This is a genomic window from Streptococcus pseudoporcinus LQ 940-04 (assembly GCF_000188035.1).
GTDB classification, from domain to species: Bacteria; Bacillota; Bacilli; order Lactobacillales; family Streptococcaceae; genus Streptococcus; species Streptococcus pseudoporcinus.
Window position 1 is genome coordinate 1,339,604 of the sequence record NZ_AEUY02000005.1, and the last position, 15,701, is coordinate 1,355,304.

A 15,701-nucleotide genomic window follows, 5' to 3' on the forward strand; every position below is an offset into this window, starting at 1 on the left:
AAATAAAAGGTCTTCTTTAAAAACTAAAACTACCGTTTTTAAAGAAGACTTTGTCTTTTTACTGTTTATTGTTGGTTGAAGTCTTAGGTAAGAGGGTTACTTTTTCAATCTCATTTAAGGGAAGGATGGAAGTTAGATTATTCTGGCTATCATTAAGGATAACTTGACCTTCCAATTTATCATATTTCATTAAAGTCCCAGTGATACTTTTTTTGTGGCTAATAATATGAATAGGTGTTTGTTCTTGAAGTGCATTGTTGATAGTGGTAATCAGGTGGTTAGAGTGTAACGAAATAGATTGTTTATGCTGTGGTTTATTATCTATAAAATCGATGAGAATAGATTTAAGAACTGTTAAAAATGATTTCATAGCTAAATTCCTTTTTTATTGATAAAATGATTTTATAGTATTTTACCTTAAATAGGGAAAATTTAAAAGAAAATACATTTCAGTTTTTTTCGAATAATAAATAGGAGGCATAAAAATGGCAGAATTTACATTTAAAATAGAAGAACATTTACTAACCCTATCTGAAACAGAAAAAGGTTGGACTAAGGAATTAAATCGAGTTTCTTTTAATGGTGCAGAGCCTAAGTGGGATATTCGCTCTTGGAGTCCGGATCATACTAAGATGGGTAAAGGGATTACACTTAGCAATGAAGAGTTTAACCAATTAGTAAAAGCTTTTAAGGAATCCTAGTGACTGCCTTTCTAATCTAACATAAGGCCTAATAGCCTTATGTTAGATTGAAGACAAAGTCCGATGTCATAAAAAGATTTTCTCTTTATGATAGGTTACTTAGGGATCTCGGACAATAGTGAATGACTTTAGAACTCTATACTTAACTCTTAAGTATAAGGTCTAGAGACTTTCAAATGAGTCTGGGACAAAAGTCTAAGCTCAAATATAAAAAGCGAACAAGACAGTATTCTGAGTATCAGAAAATGAGTTTTGTTCGCTTTTTGGGTTTCATTTATCAATTGGAAAAATTAATGGCAGGGAATCTCAAAAATTAATATCTTTTTGTCCCAGACTCATTTTTTCGAGATTGTAAGCTATTGGTTTGTGCTCCTTTTACTCCTAAGCTTTGCTAGAGGAGTGAAGTAAGAGTGACGCTAGTCTAGGATAAAGGTAGTGGGTAGTTACTAAAGATTTACTTTATCTATATTCTACATAAGGCTAAATGGCCTTATTTTTTAAAATGGTCTGCCAATCCAATAAGGAAAATGACCATACCAACTCCTAAAAACGCCCATTTATGATAGAAGTACCCATAAAGGATAAAGATTGCTGCAGATAGATATGAAATGTAGGCTTTCTTCATGTTTTCTCCTTATGACAATTACAATACCACCTTATTGTAACACAATTGTTTTAAGGTGTCCTTAACAATCACAGTTAACCTCGCAACAGTCCAAATCAGTTAAAAACATTTGATTTTCTTTATATAAGGAAAGCGCATCATTATCTAAATCGATTTTTTCTCGTTTAGCTATCTCACAGATCAGCGGTAAAAAGCGTTGACGAAATTTGTAAATGTAACAAAAAATCGTGTCTCTTTGGCGTAAACTTGGTCCTATCAAAAAACAGTTTGTTAGTATTGTTGATTCATCTTTTTCTGTTACCTTGGGGAGTTGGTGCTCATCATAGTTAAAAAGTTGTTGGCCCTTAATGTGATGACAAGCATTGAGAAAACCAGTTGCTAATATAGGTTTATGTTTACTTTTGGCATAAGAACCGTCTGAAAAGCTAATATGGTAATAACCGTCGACTTGCTTAATTGCGACAGCCTTCTTCTTTTCTTCTATCTTAATCTTATATTGGGGATTTGACTGAACATGCTTTAATCTCTCCTTAGTAATTGGAGACAATGAAATACTAGGATCAGGATTGTCTTCCTTTTGCCCCAAGCTATCGGTAAAGAGATGAACTTGGTTACCTCGATATGCTAGGTGTGTTAAGGCATCACAGGCACTTTCATTACCTCCAATTATGATAAAAGGTTCTTCAGAAGTCACATGGAAATTCTCAATCTCCCCATAATGCATCCCTAGCTCTGCCCCTTTGATAGCACTTTTATTAGGATTTTGAAACTCCCCAGTAGCAATGATTAAATAGTTAGCCGTCAATTTTTCTTTTTGAGTTTCAACAATAAAAACTCCCTGTGATTTTTCAATGTTTTGAACATGGCTTTGAAGTTTGATAGGCAAGTGATAGTGAGCTGCAACTAGTTGTAGGTAATGAGCATACTCTTTTCCAGAAAGGTGTTCTTTTTCAAATGAAAATGCTGGTGATGTGTCAGGGACAACGGCATTTAAATCAGGGAAGCCAAAACCATTAGTGGTAAAAGAGGGTGTAATAAAATGTGTTGTTGTTGGCCATTTTAAAAAACTGTCTCCAATGACACCTTTTTCTAAAATCAGAAAATCATCAATGCCGACATTTTTAAGGCAGGCTCCAAAACCAATTCCGGCAGCACCAGCTCCAATAATTATGATACGATAGTTTTTCATTTTTCCTCCTTGACAAGCTTAGGGCTGAAGTATTATACTTAACCAGTTAACTAAAATAGTGTAACAAATTCTATTTTCTTTGTAAAGGAAGTGATGACATGTTTTTATTCGTTTGCATATTAGTGATGTGGTTGATGATTTTTGGTGTAGCACTGTTATATGTGTCAAGTTTGAAACCAGAATTGAGTTCTCCGATTATGTATCGGTTTCAACTTATTATCTTAGTTTCATCACTTGTGTGGATTTTATTTGCATTCGGCCTAACGTTTAAGGGGACATTATGGTCTCCATTTTTTTCTCATCCCGTAAATCTTAATAGTATTTTGGAGCTCTTATTTCAGCTTTGCTTTTGTTTGTATGCTATTGTTATGTTAATTGGTTCAGTTATTGATCGGATGCCGACTTCCTTATTACTGAAGGTTACTATTTTATGGATGCTTTTGGTTTACTGTCCCTTAGCTTTTTTAATCTGGAATCCTCATGGTTTTTTAGCTAGTATAGGGGTTAGAGACTTTTCAGGAGGGATGGTTGTTCATCTATCAGCTGGTCTTTCGAGTCTGATTCTTGCAAAGCAAGTTGGTAAGACACCACATCAACACCCTCAAGAAATCCAAGTAAAATGGCAATTTCTAGGTGTTTTACTGGTTACTTTTGGTTGGTTTGGATTCAACGCAGGTCCTGCAGGAGATTTTAATCAACTAGCAGCTATAGCTCTACTCAACAGCTTTCTAGCTATTATTTCTGGTGGCATTTCCTTCAGTATTGCAGAATATGTCTTGGAGCGAAAACATACCTTACCAGTTTTATTAAACGGTACAGTGGTAGGTTTGGTGACGAGTACCGCAGGTGTAGGGTTTGTTTCGCCTTTACAGATGGTTTTCATTTGTTTTTTTGCCTCTTTTGGAACCTATGCCCTCTCTTTTTTTATTGCAAAATATCTTGATGTTGATGATGTGGTAGACTCTTTTGCAATGAATGGAATAGGAGGATTTTTAGGAAGTTTAGGGGTTATTTGTTTTGATCCTAGCGTCCTACTTGCTCAATTGTTGTCACTAATTATTACTATTTTACTGTCGGTAGTAGGAACTTACCTTATTGTAAAGTTATGTCATTCTAGTAATAAGTTATAGTGATATGACTTGAATCATTAAAAAAGCCAGAGTTATTATTGTAAGCTCTGGCTTTTTCATTATGTCCAACTATACCAATACATGCTGAGTAGGATCAGGGCTGGTGTGTAGTTTATAGAATATGACCATGCTGGACAACACAACGACCATTTTTGTAGACCTGATAGATAAGGTTAGTTGCAAAAAAGTAGCACAGATAATCTATATTTGGTGCATCAAATATGGCAATGTCAGCTGTCTTACCCTTTTCAAATGAACCAACCTTCTCATGTCTTCTAATGGCATAGGCAGCGTTAATTGTAACAGCATTCAATACTTCAATGGGGGTTAGTCGCATCATAAAACATCCAAGCTGCATGATAAACTGCATATTAGCTGTAGGGCAAGATCCAGGATTGCTATCAGTAGATAGGGTAATTGCCATTCCTTTGTCAATCATTTTACGAGCTGGGGCATAAGTGTCCTCCATTAAACTAAACGTGGTAGCTGGGAGTAAATTACCAATAACATTTGCTTTTGCTAACTTTTCAATGCCCGCATCAGTAATCATCATGAGATGTTCTGCACTAGTCGCATTTAGGTCAGCAGCGACATCAACACCTCCAATAGCTGCGATTTCGTCAGCATGAATACGTAATTGGAAACCTAATGCTTTGGCTTTAGAGAGAAGGTAAGCGGACTCCTCAGCTGTAAAAACTCCTTTTTCACAAAAGATATCACAGAATTCTGCAAGGTTATCTGCTTTGACAATGGGAAGCATTGTTTCTACAATCAGCTTGAGATAGTCGTTGGAACGATTTTTATATTCCTTTGGGATTGCATGTGCAGCCATAAAAGTTGACACTAAATCAATTTGGTGCTGCTTATTCAGAGCCTTAACAACTTCTAATTGCCGTTTTTCAGTTTCCCATTCTAATCCGTAGCCACTCTTAGCTTCAAGGGAGGTCACGCCATGGAGTAACATATAATCTAAAAGCCTTTTTGATTTATTATAAAGTTCTTCAAATGAAGCCTTACGTGTCGAAGTGACTGTACTAAGGATCCCTCCTCCTTGAGCTAGGATATCAAGATAAGGAACACCATTTAATTTTTGGGCAAATTCGTGTTCCCGACTACCTCCATAGACAAGATGAGTATGACAATCAATGAGACCTGGTGTAGCAATCTTTCCTTCATAGGATTGGATTGAGGTATTTTTTCCTATTAAATGTTGCTCAGGTTGCCCTTTTCCGATTGCTAAAATTTTGCCATCTTTAATAGCAATATAGGCGTCTTCAATAATGCTTGCTTTTTTCATCTCTTGTCCCGAAAGGGGGTGACCAAGATCAATTGGACAGAATACTTGGTTAAAATGGGTTAATATGGCGTCAGCAATCATAATCATTTCTCCTTTTCATTAATAGATTCATCTAAATCATAGTTCAAAAACGTCAAATTTTGGTCAAAAAATAGGTTTTTATTCTTTCTAAAAAAAATATAGGCGATTTTAAAAAAACTAGACTAAAAATCGACGTCTCTTCTTTAAACTAAGTGTGAAAATAAACAATAGTCAAAAGATATAAGGAGGTTTACGATGACTTTTTATAGTGAAGCTGACATTGCCGCAGCTATGACGGTAAAATTGGACGATGTTTTACCTGAGAAAACGGTTTTTCAAGAAGGAATCAGACGGGCACCAAATCGAGGATTTCGATTGAGCCAAAAACAAACCGAAATTGCACTAAAAAACGCCTTACGCTATGTTCCACCAAAATTTCACAAAGAGATTATTCCAGAGTTTTTAGAGGAATTAAAAACCAGGGGACGTATTTATGGTTATCGTTGGCGTCCAAAAGAAAGAATTTATGGTAAACCTATTGATGATTACAAAGGAAATTGTACTGCTGCTAAGGCGATGCAGGTCATGATTGACAATAACTTAAGTTTTGAAATTGCCTTATATCCCTATGAATTGGTAACCTATGGTGAGACAGGATCAGTTTGTGCTAACTGGATGCAGTATAACATGATTAAGAAGTACCTAGAAATAATGACAGAAGAACAAACCTTAGTCGTTGAATCCGGTCACCCACTAGGACTTTTCAAGTCAAAGCCAGAAGCGCCACGTGTCATCATTACCAATGGTTTATTGGTTGGGGAATATGATAATATGAAGGACTGGGAGATTGCTGAAGAGATGGGTGTGACCAACTATGGTCAAATGACAGCGGGCGGCTGGATGTATATTGGTCCGCAAGGCATTGTTCATGGTACCTTCAACACTTTATTAAATGCTGGTCGTTTAAAACTTGGCATTGCTGATGATGGCAATTTGGAAGGCAAATTGTTTATCTCTTCAGGACTAGGTGGTATGAGTGGTGCACAAGGAAAAGCCGCTGAAATTGCCAAGGCTGTTGCTATCATTGCAGAAGTTGATGCTTCGCGCATTGAAACACGTCATTCTCAAGGATGGATCAGCCAAGTCGCCGAAACAACTGAAGAAGCAGTCGCTTTAGCTCAACAAGCCCAAAAAGCTAAAATGTCAACATCAATTGCATATCATGGTAATATTGTTGACCTATTAGAATATGTCAATGAAAATAATATTCGAGTTGATCTTCTCTCAGATCAAACTTCCTGTCATAATGTATATGATGGTGGTTATTGTCCAGTTGGTATGACATTTGATGAACGTACGAGACTATTAGCCAATGATAAAGATAAGTTTCATCACTTAGTTGATAAAACGCTCAAGCGTCATTTCAATGCCATTAAAGCTTTAACTTCAAAAGGAACCTATTTCTTTGATTACGGAAATGCCTTTATGAAATCTGTTTATGATTCAGGCATCTCTGAAATTTCTAAAAACGGCATTGATGATAAGGACGGTTTTATTTGGCCATCATATGTTGAAGATATTATGGGCCCCATGCTATTTGACTATGGCTATGGACCATTCCGCTGGTGTTGCCTAAGTGGTAAGCATGAAGACTTAGTAGCAACTGACCATGCTGCAATGGAGGTTATCAATCCTGAGAGACGCTATCAAGACCGTGATAACTATAACTGGATTAGAGACGCTGAAAAAAATCAATTGGTTGTGGGAACTCAAGCTCGGATTTTATATCAAGACTGTATGGGTCGTGTCAATATTGCTCTCAAGTTTAATCAGCTAATTCGCGATGGAAAAATTGGCCCTGTCATGATTGGTCGCGATCACCACGATGTGTCAGGAACAGATTCACCTTTTCGTGAAACATCAAACATTAAAGATGGTTCCAATATTTGTGCCGATATGGCAGTTCAATGCTATGCTGGAAATGCTGCTAGAGGGATGAGTTTGGTAGCACTGCATAATGGAGGTGGAACTGGTATTGGCAAAGCTATTAATGGTGGTTTTGGATTAGTGCTTGATGGTAGTGAAAGAATTGATGCTATTATTAAATCAGCTATTGCTTGGGATACCATGGGTGGTGTCGCAAGACGTAGTTGGGCACGAAATGAACATGCCATCGAAACATCTATTGAATATAACAAACTAAATGAAGGAACAGACCACATTACTATTCCTTACTTAGCGGATGACGAATTAGTCAAAGAGTCAGTATCTCAATTGTTTAAAGGCTGATGTCTTTGCGGGGAGTTAACGACAGTAACGGTTCAGTTTATTCCTCGCTTTTCCTTGTTATATTAAAATGTAAGCGGAAACATATCTTGTGTTGTCAATTATAAATCTAAAGGAGAAGAAAATGTCAAAAATTGTTGAATGTATCCCTAATTTTTCAGAAGGTCAAAATCAAGCCACTATTGATGGCCTTGTTGCAACAGCAAAGAGCGTCCCTGGCGTTACCTTATTAGACTATTCTTCTGATGCTAGTCATAATCGCAGTGTTTTTACATTAGTTGGCGATGAAGTTGTCATTCAAGAAGTTGCCTTTCGTCTTGTAAAATATGCTAGTGAACATATTGATATGACAAAACATCACGGGGAACATCCGCGAATGGGAGCAACCGATGTTTTACCCTTTGTTCCTATTAAGGATATTAGCACAGAAGAATGTGTAGACATTTCAAAAAAAGTTGCTGAAAGAATTAATAAGGAGTTACAAATCCCTATCTTTTTGTATGAGGCATCAGCTACCTGTCCAGAAAGAACAAATTTAGCAAAGGTTCGTAAAGGGCAATTTGAAGGCATGCCAGAGAAACTTTTAGAAGAGAATTGGGCTCCTGATTTTGGAGATAGAAAGATCCATCCGACTGCAGGAGTAACAGCCGTAGGAGCGCGGATGCCTCTTGTTGCTTTTAATGTTAACTTAGACACAGATAACCTTGAGATTGCGAGCAAAATTGCTAAAATTATCCGTGGTTCTGGAGGAGGCTATAAATACTGTAAAGCTATTGGAGTTATGTTAGAAGAGCGCCATATTGCTCAAGTTTCTATGAATATGGTCAACTTTGAGAAATGTTCACTCTATAGGACATTTGAGACGATTAAATTTGAAGCAAGACGATATGGGGTCAATATTATTGGTTCAGAGATTATAGGCCTTGCTCCTGCTAAAGCACTCATCGACGTTGCAGAGTACTATCTCCAAGTAGAAGATTTTGATTATAGCAAACAAGTTTTAGAAAATCATTTATTGGGTTAGAAAGGATATGAACAATGAAATTAGTTGATTTAACATTGACTGAGTTTGCTCAAGTCTTAGGGTCGGATAAACCTGCCCCTGGAGGAGGTTCTGCCGCGGCTTTATCAGCAGTTAATGGAATTTCTCTGACAAAGATGGTATGTAAGTTAACCATTGGCAAGAAAAAATATGAGAAGCATCAAGATCTTATGAAAGAACTTCATCAAGAAGCAAGCCGCCTACAAAAAAGCTTGTTAGATGCTGTTGATAAAGATACTGAAGCCTTTAACCTCGTTTCTGCTGTTTTTGCTTTACCTAAAGAAACAGATGATGACAAACTTAAGAGACGTGATGCTATGCAAAAGGCTTTAAAAGAGGCCACAAAATCTCCCTTTGCAATGATGCAAGAAATTTTTGAAGCGCTTGAAATCACTAAAAAAGCAGTCGGAAATTCTAATAGGAATGCTGCTAGTGATTTGGGTGTTGCAGCATTAGCTTTAAAAGCTGCTTTACAAGGAGCTTGGTTAAACGTTTTGATTAATATAGCAGGGATTAAAGATGAGGTATTTGTTAGAGAATACCGTCATAATGGTCAAGAACTTTTGGAAAGAGGTTGTCAATTGGCAGATGCTATTTATTCAGATGTGTTGAAATCATTATAGTAAAGGAGATACTATGGTTCTTTCAGATATAGACATTACTAGTTCAGTTGAAATGAAACCCATTGTTGACGTTGCTAAAAGTTTAGGGATTGATGAAAATGATATTACCCTTTATGGTAAGTACAAGGCAAAAGTTAATGCGCATCAATTGCAAACTTTAAAGGATAAGAAAGATGGGAAACTGATTTTGGTAACAGCTATTTCACCAACGCCAGCTGGTGAAGGCAAGACAACAACTTCCGTTGGTCTTGTTGATGCTCTTTCTCAGATTGGCAAAAAAGCAGTTATTGCTTTGCGTGAACCCTCATTAGGCCCAGTGTTTGGGATTAAAGGTGGCGCAGCTGGAGGTGGTCACGCCCAAGTTGTACCAATGGAAGACATTAATTTACATTTCACGGGAGACTTCCATGCTATTGGTGCTGCAAATAATTTGTTAGCAGCTTTAATTGACAATCATATTCACCATGGGAATAGTTTAGAGATTGACTCTCGTCGTATTACCTGGAAGCGTGTTGTTGATATGAATGATCGACAGTTACGACATATTGTTGATGGCTTACAAGGAAGGGTTAATGGTGTTCCTCGTGAAGATGGTTATGATATTACTGTTGCCTCTGAAATTATGGCTATTCTTTGCTTATCTGAATCTATCTCAGATTTGAAGGCGCGGCTTGAAAAAATTATTATCGGTTATAACTATAAGGGAGAACCGGTTACAGCAGGGCATTTAAAAGCAGCTGGGGCTATGGCTGCCTTACTAAAAGAGGCCATTCATCCCAATATTGTACAGACCTTAGAGCATACGCCAGCCCTAATACATGGTGGACCTTTTGCCAACATTGCCCATGGCTGCAATAGTGTCCTTGCCACTAAGCTAGCTATGAAGTATGCTGATTACACGGTAACTGAAGCGGGCTTTGGTGCTGATCTTGGTGCCGAAAAATTTATTGATATTAAATGCCGTCTATCAGGTATCCGACCTTCAGCTGTTGTACTTGTAGCAACAATTAGGGCATTGAAGATGCAGGGTGGTGTTCAAAAAGCAGACTTAGGGACTGAAAATGTTGAAGCGGTTCTTAAAGGGTTACCAAACTTAGACAAGCATTTAGAAAATATCCAAGAAGTTTATGGGCTACCTGTTCTTGTTGCTATTAATAAGTTTCCACTTGATACTGATGCAGAATTACAAGCTGTCTATGATGCCTGCAACAAACGAGGCGTTGAGGTTGTGATTTCTGATGTTTGGGCAAATGGCGGTGCTGGCGGTAAAGAACTGGCTGAAAAAGTAGTGGCATTGGCAGATCAAGACAATCAGTTCCGTTTTGTTTACGATGCAGACGATAGTATCGAAACCAAACTAACTAAAATTGTTACTAAGGTTTACGGTGGTAAAGGCATTACCTTGAGCCCAGCAGCCAAACGTGAACTGGCAGAATTAGAACGTCTAGGCTTTGGGTCTTATCCTATTTGTATGGCTAAAACGCAGTATTCCTTCTCGGATAATGCTAAACAGCTTGGTGCACCTAAAGATTTTACAATCACAATTTCAAACCTTAAAGTGTCAGCAGGTGCAGGTTTTATTGTAGCCTTAACCGGAGCTGTGATGACCATGCCTGGTCTACCAAAAGAACCGGCTAGTGAGAAGATTGATATTGATCATCACGGTAATATCACTGGTTTATTTTAAAAATAGAGAATATGACAGCTATCAGTATTATAAAACCGGAATCTTATTCTACCTCTCATTGGTCTGGGGGAAAAACAAAAGAATTATATATTTCCCCCAAAACTAGCCTATATCTAGAAAGAAATTTTGATTTTCGCTTGTCCTCGGCAACTGTGTCGCTATCAGAAAGCATCTTTTCTGACTTAAGGGGCTACCACAGGCTTATTATGACGGTTGATAGGTCAATGACTCTCCTTAATTTAGCTACTCATGAATTAAAGGAGCTTGATCCATTTGAAACATTTTCTTTTGAAGGAAGCGACCGGATCAAGAGTATTGGACAATGCACAGATGTTAATTTAATTTATAATGATAACTATTTGGGACAGATGGAGGCTGTTCATAAAACAAATAGGTCTATTTGTAGTAGTATGTCTATTCAAATGGTTTATACTTTATGTGATATGACTTGTACCGTTGATGGGCAAGGAGCCTATTTGCTGAAGGCTAATCACCTGCTAGTTATTCAAAATAGCTCTCTATCAACTCCTAGCAAGCTAGAATTATTACCTTTAAAACCGTGTCCAAAAGTTATAGCCATTTGGGCAGGTTTATCTTGTAAAAAGGATTCGGGTTACATGATTAAAGGCTCTTAAGGAGGAGCATTATTATGGATTCAAATAAAATGACGAAAGAAGAAAGAGAAGAGGCTAAATTTAGTTTAAGCGGTGCAACCTTGTATGGTATTAATGCTGTTATCGGCTCTGGTATTTTCCTCTTGCCTAGGGCTATTTATAAGGGCCTTGGTCCTGCATCAATCGCCGTTATGTTTGGGACAGCCATTTTGACCATCATGCTGGCGGTTTGTTTTGCGGAAGTCGCTGGCTATTTTGGGAAAAATGGCGGAGCTTTCCAATATTCCAAGCGAGCTTTTGGTGACTTTATTGGTTTTAACGTTGGTTTTCTAGGCTGGGCTGTTACTATTTTTGCTTGGGCTGCTATGGCAGCTGGCTTTTCTAGAATGTTTATTATTACTTTTCCTGCCTTTGAAGGTTGGCACATTCCCCTTAGTGTTGGGTTGATTATCTTATTATCCTTGATGAATATCGCTGGCTTGAAAACGTCTAAAATTTTCACCATCACAGCAACCATTGCTAAATTAATTCCAATCGTTGCTTTCTCTGCCTGTGCTCTTTTCTTCATCAAAAATGGACTTCCTAACTTTACCCCCTTTGTTCAATTGGAACCAGGTACTAATCTCTTAGGGGCCATCTCCAATACTGCTGTTTATATCTTCTATGGGTTTATTGGTTTTGAAACCCTCTCAATTGTTGCTGGGGAAATGCGCGACCCTGAAAAAAATGTACCTCGGGCAATCCTAGGATCAATCAGTGTGGTCTCTGTTTTATACATGCTTATTATTGGTGGAACCATTGCCATGCTTGGTTCTCAAATCATGATGACCAACGCACCTGTTCAAGATGCCTTTGTTAAAATGATTGGTCCTGCTGGTGCTTGGATGGTCTCAATCGGTGCCTTGATTTCTATTACAGGTCTTAACATGGGAGAATCCATCATGGTGCCACGTTATGGTGCTGCGATTGCTGATGAAGGGCTCTTACCAGCTGTTATTGCTAAACAAAATAAAAATGGCGCGCCACTCGTTGCCATCTTGATTTCAAGTGCAATTGCCATTGTACTCCTGCTCACTGGATCATTTGAAAAATTAGCGGAATTAAGTGTTATTTTTAGATTTTTCCAATACATTCCAACAGCTTTAGCAGTAATTAAAATGCGGAAACTTGAACCAAATACCCAAGTAGCTTTTCGAGTTCCTTTTGGTCCTCTTATTCCAATAATTGCCGTTATCATCAGTCTATTAATGATATGGGGAGAGAACCCAATGTATTTTGTATATGGTCTTATTGGGGTGATCATTTCTACTACTGTTTATTTTATTATGAAAGTACTAAATAAAAAATTTGCTTGATAGTAAAACTTGGCAATAAAAGAAAGATTATAGGGAAGTTTGAATAAGGAAAACTAATGATGGAATAAACACCATTACAAAACCATTATATTAGTTATTGCTGTATTTGATATAACTATAGTAAGTTCTAGAAAAGCAAGCGCAGCTACTTATTGTAACAGCCCATATACAGAATATTTGCGGGATCTTAGATCTCACTTGATAAAAGAGGATTATAAAAGCAGTTATAATCTGGTAAGTTGTGCAATTGCTGCCAACGAAGCTCCTAAAGGAATCTGCAGCTCTAATAGAATGCCTTCCTTAAATTCACAAATATTTTTAACTGATGAATCATTCATTTTAATAGCCATTTTATTGTATTAATAGGAGAAAAAACGATGACAAGAGTGATTAATTTAGATGGCGAAAGCCTTACCCTAGAAGACGTGGTTGCGATTGCTCGCCAAAGAGTAGCCTGTCGCATTGATGATAGTGCTGTTGAAGCCGTAAATGCCTCTCGTAAAATTGTTGATGACATTGTCAGTGAAAAACGAGTGGTTTATGGCATCACAACTGGTTTTGGGTCTCTCTGTAATGTTAGCATCTCACCAGAAGATACAATCCAACTCCAAGAAAATTTGATTCGGACCCATGCTAGTGGGTTTGGGGACCCGCTACCAGAAGACGCCGTTCGAGCTATCATGCTTATCCGTATCAATTCACTCGTCAAAGGGTATTCGGGTATTCGCTTATCGACCATTGAAAAATTAGTGGAGTTGCTAAACAAAGGGGTTCACCCTTATATCCCTGAAAAAGGTTCTCTAGGTGCTTCAGGAGATTTGGCACCACTTGCCCATATGGTACTGCCAATGCTTGGTCTGGGTAAAGCTTACTATAAAGGGGAACTCCTTTCTGGTCAAGCAGCCCTTGATAAAGCTGGTATCGATAAGATTTCTTTAGCTGCCAAAGAAGGATTGGCCCTTATCAACGGGACAACCGTTCTGACTGGTATTGGTGCCCTTGCAACCTATGATGCCATTCAATTATTGAAGTTGTCAGACCTAGCTGGTGCTCTTTCTCTTGAAGTGCATAGGGGCATCACTAGTCCATTTGAAGAAAACTTACACACCATCCGCCCACAAAGCGGCCAGTTGGCAACAGCTCGCAATATCCGAAATCTCCTAGAAGGTAGTCAAAATACAACGGTGGCCACCCAATCACGTGTGCAAGACCCTTACACACTACGCTGTATTCCACAAATTCATGGTGCCAGCAAAGACAGTATTGCCTATGTCAAATCAAAGGTAGATATTGAAATTAATTCTGTTACCGACAATCCAATTATTTGTAAAGATGGCCACGTTATTTCAGGAGGGAACTTCCACGGAGAACCAATGGCACAACCATTTGATTTCTTAGGTATTGCTATTTCTGAAATAGGAAATGTTTCTGAACGGCGTGTGGAACGTTTGGTTAACAACCAACTTAGTAAATTACCGTCCTTCCTTGTGAAACATCCTGGTCTCAACTCAGGCTTTATGATTACTCAGTATGCCTGTGCCTCCCTTGCTTCTGAGAACAAGGTCTTAGCGCACCCAGCTAGTGTGGATTCTATCCCATCTTGTGAAAATCAAGAAGACTTTGTCAGCATGGGAACAACTGCGGCTCGTAAAGCTGGCGAAATCCTTAAAAATTCACGTCGTATCGTGGCTACTGAAATCATGGCAGCTTGTCAAGCCCTTGATCTCAAAGCTGAAAATCATGAGCTTGGCAAAGGCACTCAGCTTGCTTATGATCTTTTCCGTAAAGAAGTCAACTTTATTGAACACGATAAAGAGATTGAAATTTACGATGAATTAAATAAAGCAAGCGCAATTATTGAAGATAAAAAATTCTTAGAAGCCATTGAAGCAGAAGTGGAACTATCAATTCAATACTAAGAGGATAGGGACTATGATAGGTTAGAACACTATCCCTGTCAATAAAGTTAAGAGTTTAATCACGTTTAGTTTTTTAAACTCTTACTTTTTTAGATTTGGATAACTATTTGCTTAAAGCAGGCTTAATAGACTTAATAGATAAGAGTAAATGAAAAGAAGGACGTTTAGCTTCTATTTCATTAAAATAAGCACAAGAGAGGAGTAGTTATGCTAACTGATTATTTTCCATTGATTCATAGCTATTATCATAGAAGTATAGATGATGATAATCTTTATAATGCTAAGTGGGGAATGTTAATTCAATTTTTAGATTTAAATGATTGTTCATTGAAGCCTTTTGAGGGAGTGCATTTTGGCATCATTGGTTTTAAAAGTGATAAAGGGGTTTATATTAATCATGGCCGTGTAGGAGCAGTTGAAGGACCAAACGCTATTAGGCAACAACTGGCTAAATTACCTTGGCATTTTGGACAGAATGTTCAACTCTATGATGTTGGGGATATTGATGCTCCCAATCGTTCATTAGAACAAATGCAGGAAAGTTTAGCAAAAGCTATTAAGCGTATGAAAGCACTCAATATATTCCCCATTGTTTTAGGCGGTGGTCACGGAACGGCCTATGGTCACTATCTTGGCCTGCAATCGTCAATTGCCCCCAAAGAGCAACTTGCTGTCATTAATATTGATGCACATTTTGATTTGAGACCCTACGATCAGACTGGGCCTAACTCAGGTACGGGCTTTCGACAAATGTTTGACTATGCCTTAACTCTTAACCAGATCTTTCCCTATTTGGTATTAGGAATACAAGAGCATAGTAATAATCTTTTTCTATTTGATTTTGTGGCTAAGTCAAAAGGAATATCATTTCTAACAGGTCAAGATATTTATCAAATGGGCTATGAAGAGGTTTGTCTCCAGATTGATTCCTTTTTAGCAGACCAAGAATACTTATATCTGACAATTGATATGGATTGTTTCTCCTCAGCACATGCTCCAGGGGTTAGTGCCATTCAATCATTAGGAATGGATCCTAAGTTGGCCTTAATTCTCTTACAGCATATTGCAGCAAGTGGTAAAGTGATTGGTTTTGACATTGTTGAAGTCTCCCCACCACATGATATTGATAATCATACGGCACATTTAGCAGCAACCTTTATCTTCTATATTACACAAATTTTAGCGCAAAATGCCTTGATGGCCTTGAAGTAA

At 37.8% G+C, this 15,701-nt stretch carries 14 protein-coding genes; 10 read left to right on the forward strand and 4 right to left on the reverse strand.

Annotation, left to right across the window (positions count from 1 at the left end; all coding sequences use genetic code 11):
• Window positions 1–58: 58 nt before the first annotated feature.
• The gene (locus tag STRPS_RS07980) at window positions 59–370 is read right to left on the reverse strand and encodes a hypothetical protein (protein WP_007892810.1); all 312 of its coding nucleotides are present in this window, start codon (window positions 368–370) and stop codon (window positions 59–61) included.
• 115 nt (window positions 371–485) lie between these two features.
• Between STRPS_RS07980 and STRPS_RS07985 the strand changes: the two genes are divergently transcribed.
• Window positions 486–701, forward strand: coding sequence for a YdbC family protein (locus tag STRPS_RS07985; RefSeq protein WP_007892833.1), 216 nt, complete (start codon window positions 486–488; stop codon window positions 699–701).
• Between the two features lie 490 nt (window positions 702–1,191).
• Here STRPS_RS07985 and STRPS_RS10890 read toward each other — a convergent pair whose 3' ends face one another.
• Window positions 1,192–1,326, reverse strand: coding sequence for a hypothetical protein (locus STRPS_RS10890; protein WP_007892832.1), 135 nt, complete (start codon window positions 1,324–1,326; stop codon window positions 1,192–1,194).
• A gap of 61 nt (window positions 1,327–1,387) precedes the next feature.
• Complete coding sequence (locus STRPS_RS07995) at window positions 1,388–2,515, reverse strand: NAD(P)/FAD-dependent oxidoreductase (RefSeq protein WP_007892840.1); 1,128 nt, start codon at window positions 2,513–2,515, stop codon at window positions 1,388–1,390.
• A 98-nt stretch (window positions 2,516–2,613) separates the two neighbouring features.
• Between STRPS_RS07995 and STRPS_RS08000 the strand changes: the two genes are divergently transcribed.
• Entirely contained in the window at window positions 2,614–3,645 is a 1,032-nt protein-coding gene (locus STRPS_RS08000) for an ammonium transporter family protein (RefSeq protein WP_007892842.1), read from the forward strand.
• 112 nt (window positions 3,646–3,757) lie between these two features.
• Here STRPS_RS08000 and hutI read toward each other — a convergent pair whose 3' ends face one another.
• Window positions 3,758–5,023, reverse strand: coding sequence for an imidazolonepropionase (hutI, locus tag STRPS_RS08005; protein ID WP_007892914.1), 1,266 nt, complete (start codon window positions 5,021–5,023; stop codon window positions 3,758–3,760).
• A 195-nt stretch (window positions 5,024–5,218) separates the two neighbouring features.
• Between hutI and STRPS_RS08010 the strand changes: the two genes are divergently transcribed.
• From STRPS_RS08010 to hutG, 8 genes are all read left to right on the forward strand, one after another.
• Entirely contained in the window at window positions 5,219–7,252 is a 2,034-nt protein-coding gene (locus tag STRPS_RS08010; RefSeq protein ID WP_007892932.1) for a urocanate hydratase, read from the forward strand.
• Between the two features lie 121 nt (window positions 7,253–7,373).
• Window positions 7,374–8,273 carry a glutamate formimidoyltransferase gene (gene ftcD / locus STRPS_RS08015; protein WP_007892882.1) on the forward strand — a complete coding sequence of 300 codons (900 nt, stop codon included), beginning with the start codon at window positions 7,374–7,376 and terminating at the stop codon, window positions 8,271–8,273.
• Window positions 8,274–8,287: 14 nt separating this feature from the next.
• Window positions 8,288–8,914: a cyclodeaminase/cyclohydrolase family protein gene (locus tag STRPS_RS08020; protein ID WP_007892920.1), complete on the forward strand. Its 627-nt coding sequence runs from the start codon at window positions 8,288–8,290 to the stop codon at window positions 8,912–8,914.
• Between the two features lie 13 nt (window positions 8,915–8,927).
• Window positions 8,928–10,601: a formate--tetrahydrofolate ligase gene (locus tag STRPS_RS08025; RefSeq protein ID WP_007892897.1), complete on the forward strand. Its 1,674-nt coding sequence runs from the start codon at window positions 8,928–8,930 to the stop codon at window positions 10,599–10,601.
• Between the two features lie 11 nt (window positions 10,602–10,612).
• Window positions 10,613–11,236 (forward strand): HutD family protein, encoded by a 624-nt coding sequence (locus tag STRPS_RS08030; protein WP_007892880.1) that lies wholly within the window; start codon window positions 10,613–10,615, stop codon window positions 11,234–11,236.
• Window positions 11,237–11,250: 14 nt separating this feature from the next.
• A complete protein-coding gene (locus tag STRPS_RS08035; protein WP_007892838.1) occupies window positions 11,251–12,570 on the forward strand; it encodes an APC family permease in 1,320 nt (439 codons plus the stop codon).
• Between the two features lie 377 nt (window positions 12,571–12,947).
• Window positions 12,948–14,489, forward strand: a complete 1,542-nt coding sequence (hutH, locus tag STRPS_RS08040; RefSeq protein ID WP_007892826.1) for a histidine ammonia-lyase — start codon at window positions 12,948–12,950, stop codon at window positions 14,487–14,489.
• Between the two features lie 207 nt (window positions 14,490–14,696).
• Entirely contained in the window at window positions 14,697–15,701 is a 1,005-nt protein-coding gene (gene hutG, locus STRPS_RS08045) for a formimidoylglutamase (RefSeq protein ID WP_007892928.1), read from the forward strand.

Coding starts and splice junctions, on each gene's coding strand:
- STRPS_RS07980 (WP_007892810.1), bottom strand. CDS start 370: ATGAAATCATTTTTAACAGTTCTTAAATCTATTCTCATCGATTTTATA.
- STRPS_RS07985 (WP_007892833.1), top strand. CDS start 486: ATGGCAGAATTTACATTTAAAATAGAAGAACATTTACTAACCCTATCT.
- STRPS_RS10890 (WP_007892832.1), bottom strand. CDS start 1,326: ATGAAGAAAGCCTACATTTCATATCTATCTGCAGCAATCTTTATCCTT.
- STRPS_RS07995 (WP_007892840.1), bottom strand. CDS start 2,515: ATGAAAAACTATCGTATCATAATTATTGGAGCTGGTGCTGCCGGAATT.
- STRPS_RS08000 (WP_007892842.1), top strand. CDS start 2,614: ATGTTTTTATTCGTTTGCATATTAGTGATGTGGTTGATGATTTTTGGT.
- hutI (WP_007892914.1), bottom strand. CDS start 5,023: ATGATTGCTGACGCCATATTAACCCATTTTAACCAAGTATTCTGTCCA.
- STRPS_RS08010 (WP_007892932.1), top strand. CDS start 5,219: ATGACTTTTTATAGTGAAGCTGACATTGCCGCAGCTATGACGGTAAAA.
- ftcD (WP_007892882.1), top strand. CDS start 7,374: ATGTCAAAAATTGTTGAATGTATCCCTAATTTTTCAGAAGGTCAAAAT.
- STRPS_RS08020 (WP_007892920.1), top strand. CDS start 8,288: ATGAAATTAGTTGATTTAACATTGACTGAGTTTGCTCAAGTCTTAGGG.
- STRPS_RS08025 (WP_007892897.1), top strand. CDS start 8,928: ATGGTTCTTTCAGATATAGACATTACTAGTTCAGTTGAAATGAAACCC.
- STRPS_RS08030 (WP_007892880.1), top strand. CDS start 10,613: ATGACAGCTATCAGTATTATAAAACCGGAATCTTATTCTACCTCTCAT.
- STRPS_RS08035 (WP_007892838.1), top strand. CDS start 11,251: ATGGATTCAAATAAAATGACGAAAGAAGAAAGAGAAGAGGCTAAATTT.
- hutH (WP_007892826.1), top strand. CDS start 12,948: ATGACAAGAGTGATTAATTTAGATGGCGAAAGCCTTACCCTAGAAGAC.
- hutG (WP_007892928.1), top strand. CDS start 14,697: ATGCTAACTGATTATTTTCCATTGATTCATAGCTATTATCATAGAAGT.